The 21,957-nt window shown below is 65.4% G+C and carries 16 protein-coding genes and 2 pseudogenes; 8 read left to right on the top strand and 10 right to left on the bottom strand.

Annotation, left to right across the window (positions count from 1 at the left end; all coding sequences use genetic code 11):
- Positions 1-27: 27 nt before the first annotated feature.
- Together MTBSS4_RS14440 and MTBSS4_RS14435 are read right to left on the bottom strand one after the other, a co-directional pair.
- Positions 28-2,004, bottom strand: coding sequence for a lytic transglycosylase domain-containing protein (locus MTBSS4_RS14440; protein WP_254432568.1), 1,977 nt, complete (start codon positions 2,002-2,004; stop codon positions 28-30).
- Positions 2,005-2,142: 138 nt separating this feature from the next.
- Positions 2,143-2,979, bottom strand: coding sequence for a DUF3108 domain-containing protein (locus tag MTBSS4_RS14435; protein ID WP_173984107.1), 837 nt, complete (start codon positions 2,977-2,979; stop codon positions 2,143-2,145).
- Positions 2,980-3,277: 298 nt separating this feature from the next.
- Here MTBSS4_RS14435 and MTBSS4_RS14430 point away from each other — a divergent pair, with 298 nt between their 5' ends.
- The 4 genes from MTBSS4_RS14430 to MTBSS4_RS14415 all read left to right on the top strand — a co-directional run bounded on the left by MTBSS4_RS14430 (position 3,278) and on the right by MTBSS4_RS14415 (position 7,380).
- A complete protein-coding gene (locus MTBSS4_RS14430; protein ID WP_173984106.1) occupies positions 3,278-4,867 on the top strand; it encodes a Re/Si-specific NAD(P)(+) transhydrogenase subunit alpha in 1,590 nt (529 codons plus the stop codon).
- Between the two features lie 9 nt (positions 4,868-4,876).
- A complete protein-coding gene (gene pntB, locus MTBSS4_RS14425; protein WP_173984105.1) occupies positions 4,877-6,286 on the top strand; it encodes a Re/Si-specific NAD(P)(+) transhydrogenase subunit beta in 1,410 nt (469 codons plus the stop codon).
- Between the two features lie 181 nt (positions 6,287-6,467).
- Positions 6,468-7,172 (top strand): transcriptional repressor LexA, encoded by a 705-nt coding sequence (gene lexA, locus MTBSS4_RS14420; protein WP_173984104.1) that lies wholly within the window; start codon positions 6,468-6,470, stop codon positions 7,170-7,172.
- A gap of 1 nt (position 7,173) precedes the next feature.
- Positions 7,174-7,380, top strand: a complete 207-nt coding sequence (locus tag MTBSS4_RS14415) for a hypothetical protein (protein WP_173984103.1) — start codon at positions 7,174-7,176, stop codon at positions 7,378-7,380.
- Between the two features lie 21 nt (positions 7,381-7,401).
- Here MTBSS4_RS14415 and MTBSS4_RS14410 read toward each other — a convergent pair whose 3' ends face one another.
- The 6 genes from MTBSS4_RS14410 to MTBSS4_RS14385 form a co-directional block, all read right to left on the bottom strand.
- Complete coding sequence (locus tag MTBSS4_RS14410) at positions 7,402-8,490, bottom strand: divergent polysaccharide deacetylase family protein (protein WP_173984102.1); 1,089 nt, start codon at positions 8,488-8,490, stop codon at positions 7,402-7,404.
- Positions 8,491-8,620: 130 nt separating this feature from the next.
- The gene (locus tag MTBSS4_RS14405; protein WP_254432567.1) at positions 8,621-9,535 is read right to left on the bottom strand and encodes a GGDEF domain-containing protein; all 915 of its coding nucleotides are present in this window, start codon (positions 9,533-9,535) and stop codon (positions 8,621-8,623) included.
- Positions 9,536-9,555: 20 nt separating this feature from the next.
- Positions 9,556-9,921 carry a response regulator gene (locus tag MTBSS4_RS14400; protein ID WP_173984101.1) on the bottom strand — a complete coding sequence of 122 codons (366 nt, stop codon included), beginning with the start codon at positions 9,919-9,921 and terminating at the stop codon, positions 9,556-9,558.
- Positions 9,909-10,454 (bottom strand): chemotaxis protein CheX, encoded by a 546-nt coding sequence (locus MTBSS4_RS14395; protein ID WP_173984100.1) that lies wholly within the window; start codon positions 10,452-10,454, stop codon positions 9,909-9,911. The genes MTBSS4_RS14400 and MTBSS4_RS14395 overlap by 13 nt, the downstream gene beginning before the upstream one ends.
- Positions 10,451-16,372, bottom strand: coding sequence for an AAA family ATPase (locus MTBSS4_RS14390; RefSeq protein WP_173984099.1), 5,922 nt, complete (start codon positions 16,370-16,372; stop codon positions 10,451-10,453). Before MTBSS4_RS14390 ends, MTBSS4_RS14395 begins: the two co-directional genes overlap by 4 nt.
- Before the next feature lie 69 nt (positions 16,373-16,441).
- Positions 16,442-17,770: a hypothetical protein gene (locus MTBSS4_RS14385; protein WP_173984098.1), complete on the bottom strand. Its 1,329-nt coding sequence runs from the start codon at positions 17,768-17,770 to the stop codon at positions 16,442-16,444.
- A gap of 381 nt (positions 17,771-18,151) precedes the next feature.
- Between MTBSS4_RS14385 and MTBSS4_RS14380 the strand changes: the two genes are divergently transcribed.
- From MTBSS4_RS14380 to MTBSS4_RS14375, 3 genes are all read left to right on the top strand, one after another.
- Positions 18,152-19,540 carry a hypothetical protein gene (locus tag MTBSS4_RS14380; RefSeq protein WP_173984097.1) on the top strand — a complete coding sequence of 463 codons (1,389 nt, stop codon included), beginning with the start codon at positions 18,152-18,154 and terminating at the stop codon, positions 19,538-19,540.
- A 145-nt stretch (positions 19,541-19,685) separates the two neighbouring features.
- Positions 19,686-19,817 carry a hypothetical protein gene (locus MTBSS4_RS22630; protein ID WP_256367415.1) on the top strand — a complete coding sequence of 44 codons (132 nt, stop codon included), beginning with the start codon at positions 19,686-19,688 and terminating at the stop codon, positions 19,815-19,817.
- 76 nt (positions 19,818-19,893) lie between these two features.
- On the top strand, positions 19,894-20,139 hold the full coding sequence (locus tag MTBSS4_RS14375) for a type II toxin-antitoxin system ParD family antitoxin (RefSeq protein WP_173984096.1): 246 nt from the start codon (positions 19,894-19,896) through the stop codon (positions 20,137-20,139).
- Between the two features lie 10 nt (positions 20,140-20,149).
- Here MTBSS4_RS14375 and MTBSS4_RS22450 read toward each other — a convergent pair.
- Both MTBSS4_RS22450 and MTBSS4_RS22445 read right to left on the bottom strand, forming a co-directional pair.
- Positions 20,150-20,589, bottom strand: a pseudogene (locus MTBSS4_RS22450) (IS5 family transposase); the annotation flags it as partial.
- Positions 20,590-20,730: 141 nt separating this feature from the next.
- Positions 20,731-20,883, bottom strand: a pseudogene (locus MTBSS4_RS22445) (transposase); the annotation flags it as partial.
- An 864-nt stretch (positions 20,884-21,747) separates the two neighbouring features.
- Here MTBSS4_RS22445 and MTBSS4_RS22150 point away from each other — a divergent pair.
- A partial coding sequence (locus tag MTBSS4_RS22150) for a hypothetical protein (protein WP_217425550.1) occupies positions 21,748-21,957 on the top strand: 210 nt, incomplete at its 3' end.

Genomic DNA, 21,957 nt, shown 5'->3' with positions numbered 1-21,957 from the left:
CCGGCACTCGGCGGAGATGGCGCGGCGTCACGGCATCGCCCCGGCGGTGCGGCGGTTCCAGCGCTTCAGGTCGGCCTCCAGGGTCGGCCCGGCCGGCTTGCCCAGCCGGCGGCGGTAGACGGCGACGCTTTCGATCACCCGCTGGACGTAGTTGCGCGTTTCGTTGAACGGAATCATCTCGACCCAGTCGACCACGTCGACGGCGGGTTCGCGTGGGTCGCCGTATTCCCTGATCCAGCGGCGCGCCCGCCCCGGCCCGGCATTGTAGGACGCCAGCGCCAGCACGTACGAGCCCTCGAAATTGCCCAGCATCTCGCCAAGATAGGCCGATCCCAGTTGGATGTTGAAATCGGGATCGTCCAGCCTGCCGGGGTGGAATTTCAGCTTCAACGTCTTGGCGACCTTGGCGGCGGTGGCCGGCATCAGCTGCATCAGGCCACGGGCGCCGGCGGTGGATTGAACAGCCGGCATGAAGCCGCTTTCCTGGCGGATCAGGGCCAGGACCAGGGCTTTTTCCGGCGTTCCGTCCTCGGCGCCGACGCGAGGCACCGGCCAGCCGGCCTCGATCAGGGTGACGCCCTCGCGCTCGGAGCGCCTGGCCACCGTCAGGGCAAGGTCGTCGCGGCCGGCCTTGGTGGCCAGACGCGCCACCAGGGTCCGTTCGCCCGGAGTGTGGACGATGTCGTTGAGCCGGATGAAGAAGGCCCGCAGCGACTCGCTCTCGCCGGCGCCGAGCAGCAGCCGCGCCGCCTGGACCACGTCGCGGTTCCCGAACCGGGCCGCGTCCTCGGCGGTCGGACGGGGATCTTCCGGCAGCGGCCAATGGTGATCGCCCAGCTTGGACGCCGCCAGCTGGCCGTAATAGGCGGTGGGGTAGCGCGCCGCCCGGGTGAACCACTCCCGCGCCTTGGGATCGCCGCCGGCCTCGAAGGCGCGGCCGGCCCAATAGGCGGCGCGGGCGCGGGACAGCGGGTGGCTGGCCCATTCGTGCAGGCGGGTGAAGTGGGTTATGGCCGTCTCGCGGTCGTCGAGGAAGCGCAGGGCGATCCAGCCGGCCAGGAACTCGGCGTCCACATATTGGGTGCCGCCCTCCAGGCCATGGTCGGCGGCGGCCTGATAGGCCCGCGACACATGCCCCTTCTGAAGGGCGCGCCGCGCCAGGATGGCGCGTTCCTGCCACCACAGGTCGGGACGGATCTTGTTGCGGGCCGGGTGCAGCAGCAGGTCTATGGCCTCTTCGTCCAGGTCCTTCTGGCGCCGCCAGCGCACCCGCTCGTAGATCAGGCCGGGGTCATCGCGCAGGCCCGGGGGAACCGCCCCCAGCAGCGGTTCGGGATTGGCCTTGCCCGATTGCAGCGCCAGCCGCGCCTGGGCCAGCGAGCGGTGACCCGCGTCGACCTTGAGCAGCATGCGCTGGACCGAGGCCTCCTGACGGTCCCACAGCAGGCGGTCGAGCCGCCCCCAATGATCCTCGTAGCGGAGATGATCGCCGAACAGTGACAGGAACTGCCGTTCCTGCAAGACGCCGAAACTCTGATTGACCCAGGTGTCGCGCACCGCCTTGACCGCCTGCTCGGTCCGGCCGGCGGCGAACAGCGACCGCGCATGGGCCATGCCGCCATCGGCGGTGGTGGGCGGATGATGCTCGAACCAGGCCAGGACCTCGGCGTTGGGGGTGGCGGCGGTGATGGATTCCTCGGCCCGCCGGGTCATGTTGGACATCATCGGCCAATCCGGATTGGCCTTGATGAATCCGGTCAACTGGGAGAAATCGGCGCTGGAGCGTCCCGAGACATAGGCCATCCAGGTCACCAGCCGCGGCAAGGTCGGGTTCTTCGACTGCCGCGCCAACCGCAGCGCCTCGTCGAAGCGGTCCTTCTTGGCGGCCGCCAGGGCCTGACGGGCGACGGCGAGATCGCCGGGCACGGACTCGGCCTTGGCCGGCGCTGGCTGGAACAAGGCGAGTCCGACGGCGAGCAGGACGGCAAGAACGGGAACTCTCACGGGATGGGCACCTGGCAGGTCAATACGGGCAGCTTGAACGAACGTCCCCACCATAGCGTCGGCCACGGCAAACGAGAACCTCTAATCGCCCCCCCGGAACCATGCGGACGACACCGTGGCGGGATCGCGGAACGGCGGTCACTTGCCGCCACCCTCCCCGTCCGCCGCCAGTCGCGGCCCGCACTGATCGGCGGCGACCAGGCAGGGTTCGATGACATTGATCACCGTCGAGGCGGTGAAGCTGTCGGTCTCGATCCGGACCGGCAGCAGGGTTTGCGGGTCCAGGTGGACGGTGTAGTCGGCCCCCTCCCACAGCTTGCGGAACCGTTCCTTGAAGCCGGCGACCGGATGCAGGACCATTCTCAGCCGGATGGTCTGGTATTCCCGGCCACGGATGTTGACCCGGCCGCGGCCTTCCACGGTCACATCGAAATCATAGTTGCGCCGACCGTCGAAGGTGGTGGTGCGAAAGCGCGACGCCCCCCCGTTCAGGGCTTCCGCGGCCTTTTTCCCCAGGAGGGCGACGTTGGTCAGCGGGTCCAGGCCCCCCCGCCGCAATTCGGGTGGAACCTCGGGCATGGGGTCCCCATCGTCGGAGGACGGCGCGAAGACGGCCAATACCTGATCCTCGACGATCACCGCCTCGTCGCCCGGACGATAGGCCACGCGCAACACCTGTTCGCGGCTGCGGTTGCGGAAATGGGTGCGGTAGTACTCCGAGGTCAGGCCGGTTCCGTCATCCCGGCGCCCGCCACCCTCGGCGCTGAAACGAAGGCGCAGCAGGCTGTCGAACAGGCCCAGCGTGCGGATGGACATGCCGGTGACGGTGCGCGGACCGCCGTCGTCGCGGGTGATCGCCAGTTCGCCGGCATGGAAGCCGCCCCACATGATCTCGTAGCGGTACCCCACCGGCTCGGCCCTGGCCGGAAGCGCGATCATCACGGCTAGCATCAGGCCGGTCAGCGGACTTTTCATGGGTCGTCCCTCGCCTCCACGCTCCCGAGATTATCACCGGAAGGGCCGCCACCTCAAATCCTGATCGGAACGCATGATTTGAGTCAAACCTGCTTGGCAAAAGAGCGGGGTAAGGGCATTGTTACCCGTAAAATAGAGGCGGAAAAGCCCACCACCTACAGGGAGCGTCAGGGGTCTGCCCGTCCCGCCGCACACGATGCATGGTCAAGCCCGCCCCATGGCGGGCCTGAACCAGGGAGGCCGCGCCGTCGTGACTGTCCGGGTCGAGATGCAACGCCAATGAAGCACAGGAGAAACCATGCCTTCGATCATTGGAATTCCTAAGGAAATCTACCCCAACGAAAAGCGGGTCGCGTCGGTTCCCGATGTGGTCGAGAAGCTGATCAAGCTGGGATTCGGAGTGATTGTCGAAAGCGGTGCCGGCGCCTTGGCGAACTTCGACGACGAATCCTACGCCGCCGCCGGAGCGAAAATCGCCGCCAACGCGGCCGAGCTGTGGGACGGCGCCGACATCGTCTTCAAGGTCCGCGCCCCCGGCATGGACGAAGTGGCGCTGATAAAAGAAGGCACCACCCTGATCGGCTTCATCTGGCCGGCGCAGAACCCCGAGCTGATGCAGGCGCTGGCAGCCCGCAAGATCACCGTGCTGGCCATGGACTGCGTGCCGCGGCAGCTCTCGCGCGCCCAGAAGATGGACGCCCTGTCCTCCATGGCCAATATCGCCGGCTACCGCGCCGTGGTCGAGGCCGCCAATCAGTTCGGCCGCTTCTTCACCGGCCAGATCACCGCCGCCGGCAAGGTTCCGCCGGCCAAGGTCTTCGTCGCCGGCGCCGGCGTCGCCGGCCTGGCGGCGCTGGGCACCGCCGTCAGCCTGGGCGCCATCGTGCGCGCCAACGACACCCGTTCCGAAGTGGCCGATCAGGTCAAGTCCATGGGCGCCGAGTTCGTCGCCGTGGACTACCAGGAAGAGGGGTCGGGCGGCGGCGGCTACGCCAAGGTGATGAGCGAGGGCTTCCAGGCCGCCCAGCGCGAGATGTACGCCCAGCAGGCGCGCGAGGTGGACATCATCATCACCACCGCCCTGATCCCCGGCAAGCCCGCTCCCCGGCTGATCACCGCCGAGATGGTCCAGAGCATGAAGGCCGGCAGCGTCATCGTCGACATGGCCGCCGAACAAGGCGGCAATTGCGAGCTGACCGTGCCGGGCGAGGTGGTGGTGCGCCATGGCGTGACCATCATCGGCTATGCCGACCTGCCGAGCCGCCTGTCCAAGCAGGCCTCGACGCTTTACGCCACCAATCTGCTGCGCCTGACCGAGGAACTGTGCAAGACCAAGGACGGCGTCATCGACGTCAACATGAGTGACGACGCCATCCGCGGCCTGACCGTGATCAAGGAGGGCGAGATCACCTGGCCGCCGCCGCCTCTCGTGCTGCCGGCGCCGCCGCCGGCCAAGCCGGCCGCCGCCCCGGTCGCGGCGAAGAAATCCTCCGGCCATGGCCACGGTTCCGGCGAGCCGATGTCGCTCAAGACCCTGGCCATCGTCTTCGGACTGGGCGCCCTGGCGTTCTGGTTCGTGGGAATGTACGCCCCGGCCGCCTTCCTCGGACATTTCACCGTGTTCGTGCTGGCCTGCTTCGTCGGCTACATGGTTGTGTGGAACGTCACCCCCGCCCTGCATACCCCGCTGATGAGCGTCACCAACGCCATCTCCAGCATCATCGCCATCGGCGCCCTGGTCCAGATCTCGCCGCCCTTGGCCGAGGGCGTCTCGCGCCCCAACATCTGGATCGGATTCCTGGCGGTGATCGGCATCATCCTCACCTCCATCAACATGTTCGGCGGATTCGCCGTCACCCGCCGCATGCTGGCGATGTTCCGCAAGTAAGGAGGCACCATGTCCGCAAGTCTCGTCACCGTATGCTATATCGGTGCCACCATCTTGTTCATCCTCAGCCTGGGCGGCCTGTCCAACCCCGAGACCTCGCGCCGGGGCAACTATTTCGGCATGGTCGGCATGGCGCTCGCCGTCGTCGCCACCGTGTTCGGACCACAAGTCACCTGGGGCGGGGTTCCCTGGATCATCATCGCCATGACCATCGGCGGCAGCGTCGGTCTCTACGCCGCCCGCAAGGTGCAGATGACCCAGATGCCCGAACTGGTGGCGCTGATGCACTCGCTGGTCGGCCTGGCCGCCTGCCTGGTCGGCTTCGCCAGCTATGCCGACACCTCGATCACCTATACCGGCGTGGAAAAGACCATCCACGAGGTCGAGATCTATATCGGCATCCTGATCGGCGCCATCACCTTCTCCGGCTCGCTGATCGCCTTCGGCAAGCTGTCCGCCAAGATCGACGGCAAGCCGCTGCTGCTGCCGGCGCGGCACTGGATGAACCTGGCGGGCCTGCTCGTCGTGATCTGGGTCGGCAACATCTTCGTCAACGTCGAATCCGGCGGCGCCGGCGCCTTCGCCCTGATCGTCATGACCATCATCGCGCTGGCGTTCGGCGTCCACATGGTGATGGCCATCGGCGGCGCCGACATGCCGGTGGTGGTCTCCATGCTGAACAGCTATTCCGGCTGGGCGGCCGCCGCCACCGGCTTCATGCTGTCCAACGACCTCCTGATCGTCACCGGCGCGCTGGTGGGGTCAAGCGGCGCCATCCTCTCCTACATCATGTGCCGGGCGATGAACCGCAACTTCATCAGCGTCATCGCCGGCGGCTTCGGTACCGGCGGCGGCACGGTGGCGGCGGCGGCCGACGGCCAGCCGGCCGGCGAGGTCACCCCGATCAGCGCCCAGGAAACCGCCGACCTTCTGAAGGAAGCCAAGAACGTCGTCATCGTGCCGGGCTACGGCATGGCGGTGGCGCAGGCCCAGCACACCGTCTACGAGATCACCAAGCACCTGCGGGAAAAGGGCGTCAACATCCGCTTCGGCATCCATCCGGTGGCGGGGCGCATGCCCGGCCACATGAACGTGCTGCTGGCCGAGGCCAAGGTGCCCTACGACATCGTGATGGAAATGGACGAGGTCAACGACGATTTCCCCGAAACCGACGTCTCGATGGTGATCGGCGCCAACGACATCGTCAATCCGGCGGCGCAGGAGGACCCCAACAGCCCCATCGCCGGCATGCCGGTGCTGGAGGTGTGGAAGGCCAAGACCTCCATCGTCATGAAGCGGTCGATGGCGTCGGGTTACGCCGGCGTCGACAATCCGCTGTTCTACAAGGACAACAACCGCATGCTGTTCGGCGACGCCAAGAAGATGCTGGACGAGGTGCTGACCGCGCTGAAGAGCTGACCGCCGTCATCGGCGCCACGACGCAAGGACGGCGGGTCTCGCGAGAGGCCCGCCGTTTCGCTGTGGGGCGGCGCCGGGGCGATACGAAAAATCCCCTTGACGCAAATCGGGAACGAGCCTAGAACAAAACAGGTTGGTTTAAGGTTTGTTCTTGAATGTTTTCGTCAGGGGAGGGGGCGGCATGTTGACCCGCAAGCAATACGAACTGTTGATGTTCATCGATCAGCGGCTTCGCGCCACCGGCATCTCCCCCTCGTTCGACGAAATGAAGGACGCGCTGGACCTGAAGTCCAAGTCGGGCATTCACCGCCTGATCACCGGGCTGGAGGAACGGGGCTTCATCCGCCGCCTCGCCCACCGCGCCCGGGCGCTGGAGGTGGTGCGCCTGCCCGAGAACGTCGCCGATCAGCCGCTGCCGCCTCCGGCCATGTCCTTTGCCCCCACGGTGATCAAGGGCGGCTTTCCTCAGACGCTGGTCGGAGCGCCGGTAGCCGGCCCCTCCGACGCCGTAACCCTGCCGCTCTACGGCAAGATCGCCGCCGGCACCCCCATCGAGGCCCTGCGCGATCACAGCAACAGCATCGACATTCCCGCCTCCATGCTGGGCAGCGGCAATCACTACGCCCTGACCGTCGAGGGCGATTCCATGATCGACGCCGGCATCCACGACGGCGACACCGTCGTGATCCGCAACTGCGACAGCGCCGAGGCCGGCACCATCGTCGTCGCCCTGGTCGACAACGAGGAAGTCACCTTGAAGCGGCTGCGCCGCAAGGGCGCCTCCATCGCCCTGGAACCCGCCAACAAGAAGTACGAGACCCGGATATTTCCGCCGGATCGGGTCAAGGTCCAGGGCCGCCTGGTCGGCCTGCTCCGGAGTTACTGACATGGCCTCCGCCCGTCCGCTACGGTTTGGCTTCACCGTCGACGGCCAGCCCGCTGGCCGCGACCGCGCCGCCATGAACGTCACCTATCACGGCCGCTTCGACCGCAAGGCCGCCGAGGCCGACGCCCGGCGCCGGTTCGAGGAATGGCGGCAAACCGGTAATCCGGTCACCCGCCGCTGGACCGCCGATCAGGTGGTGGCGGAGTGATCCCCGCCCCCCGGGGGAACGTCAGTCCCGGGAAGACAGACGGATGATGGTGCTGACCGGAACCAGCACCAGCCCCTTGGCCTCCAATCCTCCCCGCCACCCCGCCAGCGCGTCGATGGTGCCGTCGTGGGGGTGGCCGATGGCGACGGCGAAACCGTGCTTGCGGGCATGGGCTTCGGTCTTGGCCAGTTGGGCCCGGACATGGGCCGGACTTGAATCATTGTCCAGGAAGATATGGCGGGCGGTGAAGGGAACTCCGTACTGCTTCGCCGTCTCGGCGCCGACGCTGCGTTCCGAGGTCACCGAATCGACGAACACCAGGCCACGCCGGCGCAATTCCGCCATCACCACCCGCATGCCGGCGACGTTCGAGGTGAAACGGCTGCCCATATGGTTGTTGATGCCGATATAGCCGCCGAACCGCGACAGCCCCCAATCGAGGCGCTGGCGGATTTCCTCGGGGGAATGCCCCACCTCCAGAACCTCGGGTCCCGGATCGTAGGTGGCGCTTTGCGGCTGCATGGGAACATGGACCATCAGTTCGTGCCCCCGGGCGCGGGCATCGGCTGTCTGACGCGCCAAGTCCTCTGCATAGGTCATATAGGATAAGGTCAGCGGCCCTTTCAGCATGGCGACGCGCTCGCTGCGCTTACGGTCGACGCCAAGGTCGTCGATGATGATGGCGATCATCGGCCGTCCCGCCACCTTCGGGGGCGGCAAGGCGTGTCGCAGCCACATCCCCGCTGCGGCGGAAGACGGTTTCGGCGGTGGACGGGCATCATCCCTTGGCGGCGGCAGGACGGCCACGTCGGACGCATGCCCCAGTTCCAGGGCTTCCGACGACCCCGGATCGGGACGCGGCGGCGGCGGCTGAATCAGCGGCCCCGCCTCCGCGGAATCGTCCCCGGTTGGTCCGCCTTGCGGCGGCAGGGCGGGAACCACCGGCGCCGGGGCCTGTTCCGTGGCGATGGCCGGAGCGGATTTCGACGCCCTGTCGCTGAGCCGGCCGATGCCAAGCCCGACGGCAAGGCCAAGCAGCAGCACCGCGGCCATTACCCCCACCAGAAACGAGGGACGTTCCCACAGGGGCTTCCTGTGCCCCATCAGCATTCGTCTGACGTCCCTGCGCCCCACGGGCTCATCCTCTCATCCGATCTCCCGGCGGGTTATAGCCCCGGCGCATGTCGGGTGCAAAGACTCACGGCATCGGGCCAGGGCCTTGCCTCGGTATCGGCTTGCTTCAGGTCTCGACCCGGTTGCGCCCCAGGGACTTGGCCCGGTAAAGGGCGGCGTCGACGCGGGAAACCAGGTTGCGGACGCTTTCGCCCGGAAACGCCTCGGCCACTCCGAACGAGGCCGTGGCCTGGACATCGCCGGGATAATCGGCCCCCTGGATCAGGCCGCGCAGCTTCTCGGCCAGGGCAAGGCCGCCCTCCAGATTGGTCTCGGGGCTGAGGATCAGGAACTCCTCCCCGCCCCAGCGGCCGATGGTGTCGACGGTGCGAAAGCCCTTGCGCATGGTGTCGGCCACCACCTGCAACACCTTGTCGCCGATCTGGTGGCCGTGGGCGTCGTTGATCTGCTTGAAGCGGTCGACGTCGAGCAGAATCACCGACAGGGGGACGTTGTAGCGGGCGGCGCGGCCCAGTTCGTAATCGAGGGACTGGTCCAGCCGCCGGCGGTTGTAGAGTCCGGTCAGGGCATCGGTCACCGACAGCAGCTCCAACTCCTCGCTTTTCAGCGCGAGCAGGGCATAGGCCTCCGACAGCTCGTTCTGGGCCTCCTTCATCCGGCAGATATCCACCGCGATGGAATGTTTCACCGGCCGGCCGTCCAGCCAGGTCAGAACGGTTTCGTGCAACTGGTACCAGCATTCGTCGCGATCGTTGAAATGCTCGAACACCACGGCGCCGGAATCCTTCGTCCCGCGCAAGTCATGGATCTTGCAGAAGATGCAGGGGGAGGACTGGCGATAGATCGCCCAGTGGCAGGCCTCGCCCGGCCGGGCGCCGGTCTTGTCGTGCATCGCCCGGTTGACGCTGACGATTTCCAGCGAATTCATGTCGGTGACGTAAATGGGGAACGGAATGGCGTCGAGGAGGCCGTCCCGGAATGCCGTTTCCGCCGAGGAAGGTTGTCTGGAGCCCTTTGGCATGCCGGTGTACCGCCTTCCCCTCAATTGAAGATGCGCGCTATCATGTCGCGCAGTTTCTCAGGCTTGATGGGCTTCAACACGTATCCCTTGGCGCCGGCCTTGACCGCCTTCATCACCATGCCTTCCTGCCCGTGCGAGGTCACCATGATGATCTTGGCGCCGGGGAACTCCCGGATGATGCTGGAGGTGGCCTGAATGCCGTCCATGTCCGGCATGGTGATGTCCATGGTGACCAGATCGGGGGGACTCGCGCGGTAGGCCTCCAGCGCCAGGGCGCCGGTTCCGGCCGTCTGCACCACCAGATGGCCCATATCCTTCAGCATGGCGGTCAGCGTTCTGACGGTAAGCAGGGAATCATCGACGATCAGGACCTTCAGCGGATGCATGTTCCCCCCTCTTCCGACAGGACGTTCAGCCGATGATCGAACAGCTCCGATGGACCTATGAAATAGATATCGAGTATGCCGACGCTTGTTGAGATTTGAATTGTAGCGAACGTCGCCTTTCTTGGGCGGTGGATGCACCGCCCTTCCTCCAGCACCACCGGCGGAGACAGGCTGACGTCGTTGCCCTGCTCGGCAAGGTCGGCGGTGGCGTGGCCGAGGATGAAATTGACCGTCTCGGCCGCGGTCTCGCGCAGGAACAGCTCGCGCTCGTGCGGCTCGATCCCCAGCTTGGCGGTCGAGACGTGGAACAGGCGTTCAAGCAGGCTCTGGTCGAAGCAGAAGGCGATCAGCAGGTTCACCGGACCGCCGGTGCCGACAATGATGGTGATCCTCTTCAGGTCCAGGATGTCGATGTTGCCGATCATCGTCTCGTTCCTGACGAAGGTAGCTCCGATCTCGTCCTCCAGGTACGCCCGCGCCCGCTTCAGGACGGCGTCCATGGTCTTGGGGAAGTCTTTTTTCCGGATATTCACGCCCCCCTCCTTTCCGCCGGCCGGGCCGGAACGCGAAAGAGAAACGACGTACCCCGTCCGGGACGGGTGTCGAGGCGGACGCTGCCGCCCAGTTGGAGGATGGCCGCCTTCACCGCCGGCATGCCGACGCCGCGGCCGGACAGGTCGGTGGCCTCGGCCCGGCTGGAGACGCCCTCGGCGAAGACGAGGTCCGCCAGCCCCCAGGCCGAGACGTCCTGGCCGGTGACGGCCGAGGCCCGCCGCCTCAGCCCCTCGACGTCGATGCCGCCGCCGTCGTCGGTGATCTCGATGGTGATGTCGCCGTTGTCGCGGCCGATGGCGCAGGCGATGACGCCGAACTCCGACTTGCCGGCGGCCAGCCGGGTATCGGGAACCTCGATTCCGTGGTCGACCGCGTTGCGGAACACATGGCCGAGCGAGCGCAGGAACGGCCCCATCGTCTCGGGGTCGACGCGGATATCGCCACCGGAGACCTCCAGCGGCACCACCGTCTTCTCCAGCCGGCGCGCCACCTGCTGGATCAGCTTATCGTACTCGGCCAGCCCCTGCTTGAGGGAGACGGTGCGGATGGCGGCGATTTCCTCCAGCACCTTCGGTGCCTCCGCCTTGTCGAGCAGGCCGCGGGCGAACAGCTCGAAGCGGCGGGCCTGATCGGGCGGAATGGCGACGAAGCCACGCCGGGCCATGAAGTCCTCGCCCAGGGACGAGGTCACCGTCTCCAGATCGGAATCGAGCAGGGCGTTCCAGTCGTGGCCGAAGGCCAGGGCGGCCGCCTCGACGGCGCCGGTCTGCTCGGGCAGGGTCTGAAGCGACGATTCCACCACATGCAGCGCCTGGGTGACGTGGTGAAAGCCGAACTGGTTGAAGGTGCCCTTGAAGGTGTGGATGGCGCGGTAGAGCGGCGCCTTGCCGCCGCCGTTGCTCCAGGGCGCTGCCCCCTTGCGGGCGAAGTCGCGGAAATCCGCCACCGCGTCGAAGAAGTCGTTGCCGCAGGTCACCGCCGCCACGATCATCTCCAGGCGCGCCCGCTCGCGCTCCACCTGGGCGGCCAGGGCCTTCTCCTCGGTGACGTCGGTCACCACCGCCATGACCGCCCGTTCCAGCATGCGGAACTCGGTCTTCAGCGCCTTGTCGCCGACCACGATCTCCTCGGGCAGCAGCGACAGGTAGAGGTGGCGGCGCAACGGATCATCGTCGTCGAAAGCGGCCTGGACGCAGGCGCGCAGGGTCTCGCGGTCGCCGACGGCGTCCCGGCACAAAAGCTCGTCCACCGGCCGGCCGGCCGGCGAGCCGCCGAAGAAGGTCAGGCAGGCCTGACTGAATTCGGGCTCGACCACCAGATCGGGGCCGAAGGACAGGAAGCCCTGGCCGGAATTGTCGAGCAGGGCCGAGACCTGGCTGCTCTTGACCCGGACGGTCTGAAGCGATTCGGCCAGCTCGCGGGTCCGGTCGCGGACGCGGGCCTCCATATCGGCGTAGAGCCGGGCGTTCTCGATCGAGATGGCGGCCTGGGCCGACAGGTGACGCAGCAGTTCCAGCCTTTCCTCGGTGAAGGCGCCGACGGTCAGGTTGTTTTCCAGATAGAGCATGCCGACCAGCTTGCCCTGATGGACGATCGGCTCGCACAGCACCGACAGCGGCCGAACCCGAACGAAGTAGGGATCGGAGGAAAAGATCGAGCCCTGTCGGGCGTCGTGGATCACCTGCGATTTGCCGGTGCGGACGGCGAACTGGATCATGGAGCGCGGCAGGGGCAGTTCGCCTTCCTCCCCGATGGGGATGGACCGCACCGCGATCTCGGTGGATTCGCGGGCGGCGCCCTGGGCCTCGATGGACAGCTCGTCGCCCTTCTTCAGCACCAGCAGGGCCTTTTGCGCCCCGGAATGCTCGATCACGATCCGCAGCAGGGTCGTGATCATGTCGCCGATGACGATCTCGCGCGAGATCGCCTGCGACGCCTGGGTCAGGGCCAGGGCGTCGAAAGCCTTGTGGCTCTGCCTGCCGCTGCCGCCGCTCTTGTCCCGGGCGGTGCTCTGGTGGTGGTCCGCGCCCAGCGCCACCGTCAGCAACAGTTCGGGGAACTCGGCGGTCAGGCGCGCCGTCTTGGCCTGCGCCCCCCAGCGCTCGTAAAGCTGTATCGCGTGGCGCAGGTAGAATCCGGCCAGGCGTTCCTGCCCGCGCTCGACATAGCAGCGGGCGGTCAGTTCGTGGGCCAGCGCCTCCTCGTGCAGGAAACCGCCGGCGCGGGCCTGGTCGATGGCCTCGTCGTAGAGGCGGATCGACTGGTCCGACTTGCCCGCCACCCGCAGCCGCTCGGCCTCGACCAGCAGCCAGTGGTGGCGATAGTTCATGGGGGCGTTGTCGGCCCAGACCTTCAGCTTCTCCTGGTTCTCCGCCACCAGCCTGGCCACCTTGCGCCGGCCCAGCGTCCCGGCGTTGGCCAGCAGGGCCAGGGATTCGTAGGCATGGAACAAGGTGAAGGCATGCATGCCGACTCCGCCCTTGCAATAGGCGCGCGCCCGCTCGGCATAGGCGGCGGCGGCGGCGCGCTCGCCCATGACGCAGGCGATCAGCAGCTTGGCCTGATAGAGCAGGAAAAGGGTGCTGACGTCGTTGACCTTGAGGTGCTGGGGCACCGACACCGCCTCGTCATAGGCCGGGCCGGCCAGGACGTGAGGCTCGGGACAGGGCCGCGCCAGATTGATCGCCGCCTGCCACCAGATGTCGTGCCAGTAGAGCGACGAGCCGACCTGGAAGCGTTGCAGGTCGCGATGCGCCCGCTCCATCTCGCCGAGCAGGGAGTCCAGGCCGCGGCCGAGATGGAACAGCGCCTGCATGTGGTTGTTGCGGGCGTAGGAGGCGTATTCGAAGTCGCCGATCTCCAGCGACAGGGCGAAGGCCTGTTCGAACAGCGGGATCGATTCCGCCAGATGACGCCGGTACTTCCGGACGATCCAGGCCTCGAAGAACAGGGGCTGTTGCAGGTTGAGGCCGTGACGCCGGGCCAGATCGATGGCGAAGGTGCCAAAGGCGCATCCCTCCTCGATATTGCCGAGGATGGCGCAGTCGATGATGCCCCACCACGAGAAGCCATAGCCGGCATTGGGCGAATGGCCGTGCAGCACGGTCTGCTGCACCATCTGGAACACCACCAGCGCCAGCAGTTCCTGCGACGTCCAGTAGGCCGGCGGCAGCGCCAGCCCCAGAAGGTCCATGGCGGCCAGCCGGTCCGGGTCGGTCATGGCGGGCAGGTTCAGCAATTCGTCCATGCTCTTGCCCGACAGCATGCCGATGGTCCGGGTCAGCTGCTCCATCACCTCGGCGCCGGTCGGCGCGTCGGGCAGCGGCACCCCCACCAGATCCAGGGCGTGCAGCGACACCGCCACCGCCTCGGACAGGCGGTTCTGGGCGACATAGGCCATGATGCGGATCTTGTGGGCGCCGACCCGGTCCAGCGGCGCGGCGCGGTGGGCGAGATAGGTGTCCACCCATCCTTCCATCGCCGGGTAGTCCTTGGTCAGAAAGGCGACCTCGGCGGCCAGCAGGTAAAGCTCGGCCGTATCGGCCGGCAGGGAGGTCCAGCAATCGCCGGGCAGCAGCTCCATGGCGGTTTGCAGGTAGTGAAGCGCCGTGGGATAGGCGGTGGCGCTCTTGGCGCGGCGGCCGGCCCGCAAGTTGATCATCGCCAGCCGGGTGCGCTGGTCGGGGGCGGCGATGTGGTTGCGGCCGGCGTTGAACTGGTTGGCGATGTCGAAGATGCGGAGTTCCTGCTCCTCCTCCGAAAACTCCGACAGCCACTTGTTGGCGATGTCGAAGTGAATCCGTTCCGCCGCGCTGGGTTCCAGCATGCCCTGGGCCGCCTGGCGCACCCGGTCATGGACGAACTGGTAGGTGACGTTGGCGGTGTTGCCCTTTTGCCGGGCGATGCGGTAGTTGAGCCCGACCGGCACCAGGATGCCTTCCTGCAACGCCACTTCCAGCTCGGCCGCCGCCAGGTGCGCCGGCTTCTCCAGGATGGCGGCCAGGGTCGACAGCTCGAAGCGGTCGCCGATGCAAGATGCGTGGATCAGGGTCCGCTGCACCTTTTCCGGCAGCCGCCCGATCTTCACCGTCATCAGGTCGACGACGTTGCCCGAGATGTCGCGCGATTCGATGTCGGCCTGCCGCCACACCCAGCGCCAGTCCTCCTGGCTGAAGCGGATCACCGAGGTCTCGTACAAATCGGTCAGCAGTTGCACCGTGAAGAAGGCATTGCCCCGGGTCTTGCCATGGATCACGCGGGCGACGTCCTCGATTCCGGGCGCGTCGTTCAAGGTGTCGCGCACCAGGTCGCGCACGTCGGCGGTTCCAAGCGGCGGCAGCTCGATGGTGGTCATCCGGCCTTCCGCCTTGCCGATGTCGTCGAGCGCGAGGCTGAGCGGGTGAGCGGTGTGGATCTCGTTGTCGCGATAGGCGCCGATCAGCAGCAGATGGCGGATCTCCTTGTCCGCCATCACCGATCTGAGCAGCGACAGCGAGCCGGAATCCGCCCATTGCCAGTCGTCGATGAACACCACCAGGGGGAAGTCCTTGACGCACAGCGCCTTCAGGAAATTGGCGAAGGCGTAGTTCAGGCGGTTCAGCGCCTGTTCGCCGGCGAGCGGCGGCACCTCGGGCTGCGGTCCGACGATCAGTTCGATGGACGGGATCACCTCGGCCACCACCTTGCCGATGCTCCCCAGCGCCCCGGCGATGCGGTCGCGCCAGCGGGCGAGCGAGGCCTCGTCCTCCTTCAGCAAAAGACTGCACAGCTCCTCGAACGCCATCTTCCAGGCATGGAAGGGCACGTCGCGCTGGTACTGGTCGAACTTGCCCGAGATGAAGCTGCCGCGCCGCTCGGTCAGGGGCTTGTGCACCTCATGCACCAGGGCGCTCTTGCCGGTGCCGGAGAAGCCGCTGACCAGTAGCAGCTCGGCCGGCCCCATGGCGGCGCGTTCGAAGGCGGCGATGATGGCGGCGGTTTCCATCTGGCGGCCGTACAGCTTCTGCGGAATTTGCAGCCGGGTGGAAGCGTCCTTTTCCCCCAGGTCGAAGGGCGCGATGCCGCCGGTCCGCCGGAGCGAATCCAAGCAGCGGCGAAGGTCGTGTTCCAGCCCCCAGGCGCTCTGGTAGCGGTCGTCGGCCATCTTGGCCATCAGGCGCATGATGATGTCCGACAGCGGACGGGGGAGATCGGGCGCGATCTCGTGCGGCGCGGGCGGCATCAGGGCGATATGGGCATGCACCAGCTCGATCCCCGCCCGCGCCAGAAAGGGCAGCGAACCGGTGAACATCTGGTAGAGCGTGACGCCGAGGGAATAAAGGTCGGAACGGTAGTCCAGCTTGCGGTTGACCCGGCCGGTCTGTTCCGGCGAGGCGTAGGCCAGGTTGGCTTCCAGCTGGTTGACGTTCTGGAAGTCGAGGCGTTCCTGGCTCAACTGCGACGAGATGCCGAAATCGATGATCCTGAGCGCCCCGCTCTCGCGGTTCCAGATGATGTTGGCGGGAGTGCAGTCCTTGTGGATGACGCGGTGCTGGTGGATCTGGCCGAGGACATGGGCGACGCGCGCCGCCAAGTCCAACCCTTCCTCCAGCCCAACCGGGCCGGATTGCAGCGTCCTCGCCAGGGACTGGCCGCCGATATCCTCCTCGACGATCATCACGGTGTCCTGCACCGCTTCCAGGGCGCGCACCTTGATCACATCCTCGATGTCGGCCAGCGACCGGGTAACCTCGAATTCGTGCTGGTACTGGGCGTAGACGTCGGAATGGACCGTCTCGCCGCTCAGGATCTTCAAGATCACCGGCTGCTGGTCGGCGAGGCTGAGCGCCCGGCAGACGCGGGTGTGGCCGGAGCCGTAGATCTCTTCCAGCAGCTGGTAGTTCGATAATGCGTGCACGGGCGATCCTGCTGAACGGATTGGACGAGGTCCGGCGAGGGCGGGGCCGCCGCCGGACGCTCCGGAAAATCAGGCCTGCTCGATCACGGCGGCGATCTCGTCGGCCGCCGCCAGGTTTTCCGCCTCGGCGCGGAGCGAGGGGAAGAACGACAGGCACAGTTCGTCCTTGGCCGACATGTTGATCACCAGGATCGGCCGGTTGACCAGCACCGCCCCCAACACATCCTTGGGCTCGATGTTGACGCCGCTCTGGTGACGGACCGACTGGCAGCCGTGGAGGTACTCGGCCTGATTGAGATAGCGGTAGTTGTTCCAGTTGGTCACCACGAACGACAGGGGGTCGTTGGCGGTTCCCACCTGGGCGGCGTCAACCGCCTCTTCCACCAGATTGAAGATGGTGGCGTCGAGCTTGCTGTCCTTGAAGTGGCGGATGCGGTCGTGAATCGCCTTCGCCATCTCTTCGATCGGCAGGTGACCGTCGACGCTGGTCGGCACGAAGGCGATGTAGTTGCCGCTGTACTGCTCCCGCAGTTCCGGCTTCAGCAGGTCGGACAGCATCTTGAAGCTGATGACGTGCTGGTCCGGCGCGCCCCGGGTCTTCAGGTTCAGGTTGTAGAAGCCCTTGGACAGGGCGGCGCAGGCCACCGCGTTCTGGGTCAGTTCGGGGTATTTGGCGCGGCACCGGTCGACCAACTTCCCGAGCTTGAAGAAGCGCATGACCGGAGCGAAACGCCGCTTCTTGTATTCCTCGAGGCAGGCCGGAACCATGTCGAGCGGGATGGCGTATTCGCCGACGTCGGCGACGGGATAGGCGGCCAGCCCCTCCATATGGGCGTCGCGGTCATAGCCGTCGGCGGTGAGGATCTCGACCATCTCGGCGGCCGGCAGGGTCCTGATCCGGCGGGCGGCGTCCAGCACCTCGGCCTGACGGGCCTCATCGCCCCGGCACAGCGCGTTGTAGTGGTCGATGATCAGGTTGAACACCGTCTCGGCGCTTCGCGCGTCCACATAGGTGTGCTCGCTGGTCTGGGCGACGATGAAGTCGTGCGGCCGGCCGCGGTCGCGGATCACCGTCAGCACCATGGGACAATGGTTGCCGCCGTCGAGCAGGGACAGGCTGTGGCGGCACAGTTCCTTGAACTCGTGGTCGAGGTCGTCGGCGTCGATCACCCGAAGCCGCGTGTCGTGACCGCCGGCATGAATCCAGTCGAAGTCGTTCTGGGCCCGGAACCGCATCTTGTGCTGGAATTTCTCGATGTTCCCGCTTACGGCGGCGAAGCTCTTCTCCAGATTGCCGACATGCAGATCCCCACGAAACCGGTAGCCGCTCGTGAACAGGATGTTCGCCCGACTCATCAGGCTTTCCAGATTGATCGTGCCAACGGGGGATTTGGTCATGAAGCCTCTCTCTGCCGTGTTCCTGATCGTATTATTATCTATTCCGGCCGGCTTCGGCGGCCGGCGCGTCCCGCCTATTTGGAGATTAATTAAGCACACTTGGGTAGTCGCGGAAAGAGGTTGCGCTCACAGGTCCAGGCCTTTCGGTTGGGGCCGCCCACCCCTCGCGCACCGACCATGGCGAAAGCGATATGCGAGGGCGTTGCTCCTGTCGGATTGCTGACGACATGGATGTGATGTACAATAATAATCGAACAAGACAAATCATCCCTCAATGATTGCGGATTGGCACCCAACTATCTTCCGATGTGGCGGCGTCTAGTTAATTGCTAATCACGATCAGAGGCGGGAGAGGAGCCGAAGAATGGGGAGGGGGAAACCATGAAGATCGCGTCCGTCCTGGGCAGGGTCCGCCGCGTCCTGGTGTGTGCCTGCCTGTGCCTCGCCGCCCTGACGCCCCTGACGGCCCTGACGGCCTGCGCCGATCAGGTGGTCGTCACCCTGAGCGATCCCAACCTGATCCACTACTACCCCAACGCCCAGGACCCGGCGATGCCGGCCTATTACAAGGCCAAGACCGGATTTCCCCAGACGTTGGGGCAATCCATCCTGCAATTCACCCAGGCCTCGCTCCAGCGCGACGGGCTGAAGGCCGACGTTTCGGTGACAACGAACGGAACCACCGCCGCCACCATCACCATGACCAGTTCCGATCCGGCGGTGGTGAAGGCGCTGGCCGGCTACGGTCCGATGCTGACCGGCTTCATCGGCAATGCCGGGCTGGGGTGGAGCGGGGCGCTCGGCTGCCAGGACAAGTCCGGCTGCTGGGACCCGGCCTCGGCCACCAGCGCCTCGCCCTGGGCGTTCTATCTGCCGCTCGGCCTGCCCCTGGTCAACCAGAAGGCGGTGATGCTGCTCAATTATCCGCCGAGCGACGCCCTGTGCAGCGCCGATTACCTCAGCAACTTCACCATGGCGCGCTGGTCGACCGTGTTGCAGCGGGTCGGGATTTCCGACCCGGTGCGGTACGAAACCATCGTCGACGTGCACCCCATCGCCGCGCCCGGCTCGGGGCAAAGCAACTACATCGCCGCCACCACCGGCTTCTTCTCGCCCGGCTACGATCAGCCGATGGTCAACCTGCTGCTCGATCCGCCGAGGTCGGACGCCCAGGTTACCCAGCCGCTCCAGGTGGCGGGCTCGGATGCCCTGGCGAGCTGGGCCGCCATCACCGGCATGGGCACGGTCAAGCCCGGCACGGTCGGCACCTACGCGCCGCCCGGCGGCACCGCCATTCCCTGGGTCGCCACCAACCATCCCGACGTGACCACCTACCAGTCCTGTCCCGGCGACACTCCCAAGTCGGAAGGCAAGGCCGACGCCGCTCCCGTCGCCTACACCGACGACAACCTCGTCGCCGACGAACTGATGGACCTGCGCGCCGCCTGCGCCCTGCGCCTGATCGCCGCCAGCCCCGGCCAGGTCAAGCCGCAGGACGCGCTGGACCAGTGCGCCAGGATCTGGTGCACCGACGACAACGGCGTCTGCCAGCGCAAGGCGGTCTGCATCCAGACGCGCCTGGACTACAGCTACACCTCGTCCGGCAATTGCAAGTGCGAGGCGGCGGCGGCGGCATTCTGCGCCACCCACGACAACAACGCCTGCCCGTCCACCACCGGCGTCACCTCGTGCGAGGCCTATAACGCCCAGTACTGCGGCAACCCGCCGCAATCCTATTCCACATGCAAGAGCCTCACTCCCCCCGGCTGATCACGACGCATGATCGTTGCGGCAAACGGAACCTTGCCGTTTTTTTGAGGTCGCTTCCCGCCTGACTGCCGCACACAGAGGCTGCTTTGAAAAAGGCTTGGGCGGCCATTGAAAAGGAGACGAAACGGTATCTCAGCAATCTGACGTGGTAATGTTCATCCTGGTGCCGCAGGTGGATACGCGCACGCCGTCGGATTTGATGGACACCATCGAAACCAAGGGGCACGAGATCGCCGACGCCCTGGCGGAATTGCGACGGCTGGCGGCAGGTCCATAGGTGCCGATCTCTCTTTTGGTGTCTTTGTCGGGTACCAAAGAATGGTATATATTGGCATCAGCCAAGGAGGTGCCACATGGCGCGCAACACGTCGGTTTCGCTCGGCGACCATTTCGCCGATTTCATCGATGCTCAGGTTCAGACCGGCCGCTTCGGTTCGGCCAGCGATGTGGTGCGGGCGGGGCTGCGGCTGCTGGAGGAGCACGAAGCCAAGGTGAAGGCCTTGCAGGACGCGCTCATCGTCGGGGAGGAATCCGGCGCGCCGGTGCCGTTCGATAACGAGGCATTCCTGAAGGGCATGCGGGCCAGGCATGCCGGGTAGCGGCGTTCACGATGGCATCGGTGTCGTAGCCCTTGTCACCAAGCACAGCCTCGGTGGGAATACCTTCAATCAGGGGCAGTGCTTGAGTGCAGTCGGCCTCGTTTCCACCGGTCAAGATGAAGCGAACCGGGTTGCCCAAGGCGTCAGTCAAGGTATGCACCTTGGTCGTCAGCCCGCCCCGGGAACGGCCAATGGCTTCCGCCTGCGCATCCCCCCTTTTGCTCCGGCACTGTGCTGATGAGCGCGGATGATCGTCGAGTCCATCAAGACGTATTCGAAGTCGGGATCACCGGAAAGTGCCTGGAAGACCCGCTCCCAGACGCCGTTCTTGGCCCAACGATTGTAGCGTGCGAACACGCTGTTCCAGTTGCCGAACACCTCTGGCAACTCGCGCCAATGCGATCCACTTCTCGCGATCCACAAGACCGCATCGACAAACAGCCGATTATCTTTACGATAGCCGCCAGCCAGTTCGATCTCGATCCGATCATCGCGCGCGACGGGATGTGGCTCCGGTTGCGGCTCCACCGTCAGCACCACCGGCACCAAGCCCGGCGCCATCGTGTCGAGCCCAGGCGGACCAAAGAGCTTCCGCCAGCCGAAGAGTTGATTGGCATTGACCTCATAGCGGCGCGCCACCGCCGCGACCAAGGCCCCAGGCTCGAACGTCGCCGCGACGATCTCCCGTTTCAGCGGTTCAGGCCATGACCGGTTCCGGCGCCGAACAACCGAACTTCTGTCCATAAACGAATTTGTGGACACATCCGCCACCACCAACGCCAATCAGGCTGGCAGAATCTCAGACCAAGGGCCGCTCGAACAGGCGGCCGTCACCGGGGGGATACTCAGATCACGCGGGCGCGCGGTAGGTGGCCTTCCCCGGACGGGTACGCATGACCTTGCCCCTTCGTGCAGGGGCTTGCGCTGGGCTGCTTACCCTGTGCTTACCCGGGCTTGGCGGCGGCGGGGTGAGTTGGACACGAAAAACCCCTTGAAACGGTTAAGTTTCAAGGGGTTATGATCTGGTTGCGGGGGCACGCAACCACCGCCAGTTAATTTTTGGTCGCTTGCCCGAAATTATCCTGCCACCGCTGGCGCTATGAGAGAGCGAAGGAGATGATTTCCCATTCGTTCGCCTGCGGTCCAATCAACTCAAAGCAGCCCTGCCACGCGGATCTTGATTTTGATGGGAACCGTACCCACATCGATAGCAGGTTCCATCACAGCCATGCCTACATAAGGAGGCCCCATGTCAGACGTTGAAATCGTTAGAATATTGATAACGTATAAACTTCAGACACCAATTGTTCAAAAGGCATTGCGTGAGTTAAACGTCATTAAAATGAGGCGCGCGACAGGCAACATCTTGAGGCGCCTTCAGAAAACACTTGAAACCGCATAACGCATCAGCACAGCAACAACCACTCAGGCACTTTTCCGCGACTTAAACAATTTAAACGCGTTATTTTTGCGTGCATTGTACATTCGTACGCTATAGAATGCTTGGTGCCGCATGGTCGCGGTACAACGCGGGGCCGTACGCCAATGCACACGCATAATTCCGGAAAGATAAAATTCGCCGCGGTTTCAAATTTCCTGAGATTACGGATGGCGCTTGGAACATGGCTAGCCATTCTCGCGCTGAGTGGTCCGGCGTTCGGAGAATCGACATATTTCAAGCCGCAAAACGGTATTGTAACCACACATATTGTGATCGACATGTATGGTAATGTTGACTTAGCTCGATCGTTAGCAATATTTGACACTAGTTCAGAGTGTTGGAATAACGCGAAGAAATCTCTTGATGGTGTCAGGGCA

This window comes from Magnetospirillum sp. SS-4 (assembly GCF_902729425.1).
Taxonomy (GTDB): Bacteria; Pseudomonadota; Alphaproteobacteria; order Rhodospirillales; family Magnetospirillaceae; genus Phaeospirillum.
The sequence above is the reverse complement of the archived record's forward strand: the minus strand, read 5'-3'. Positions and strand labels throughout refer to the sequence as shown.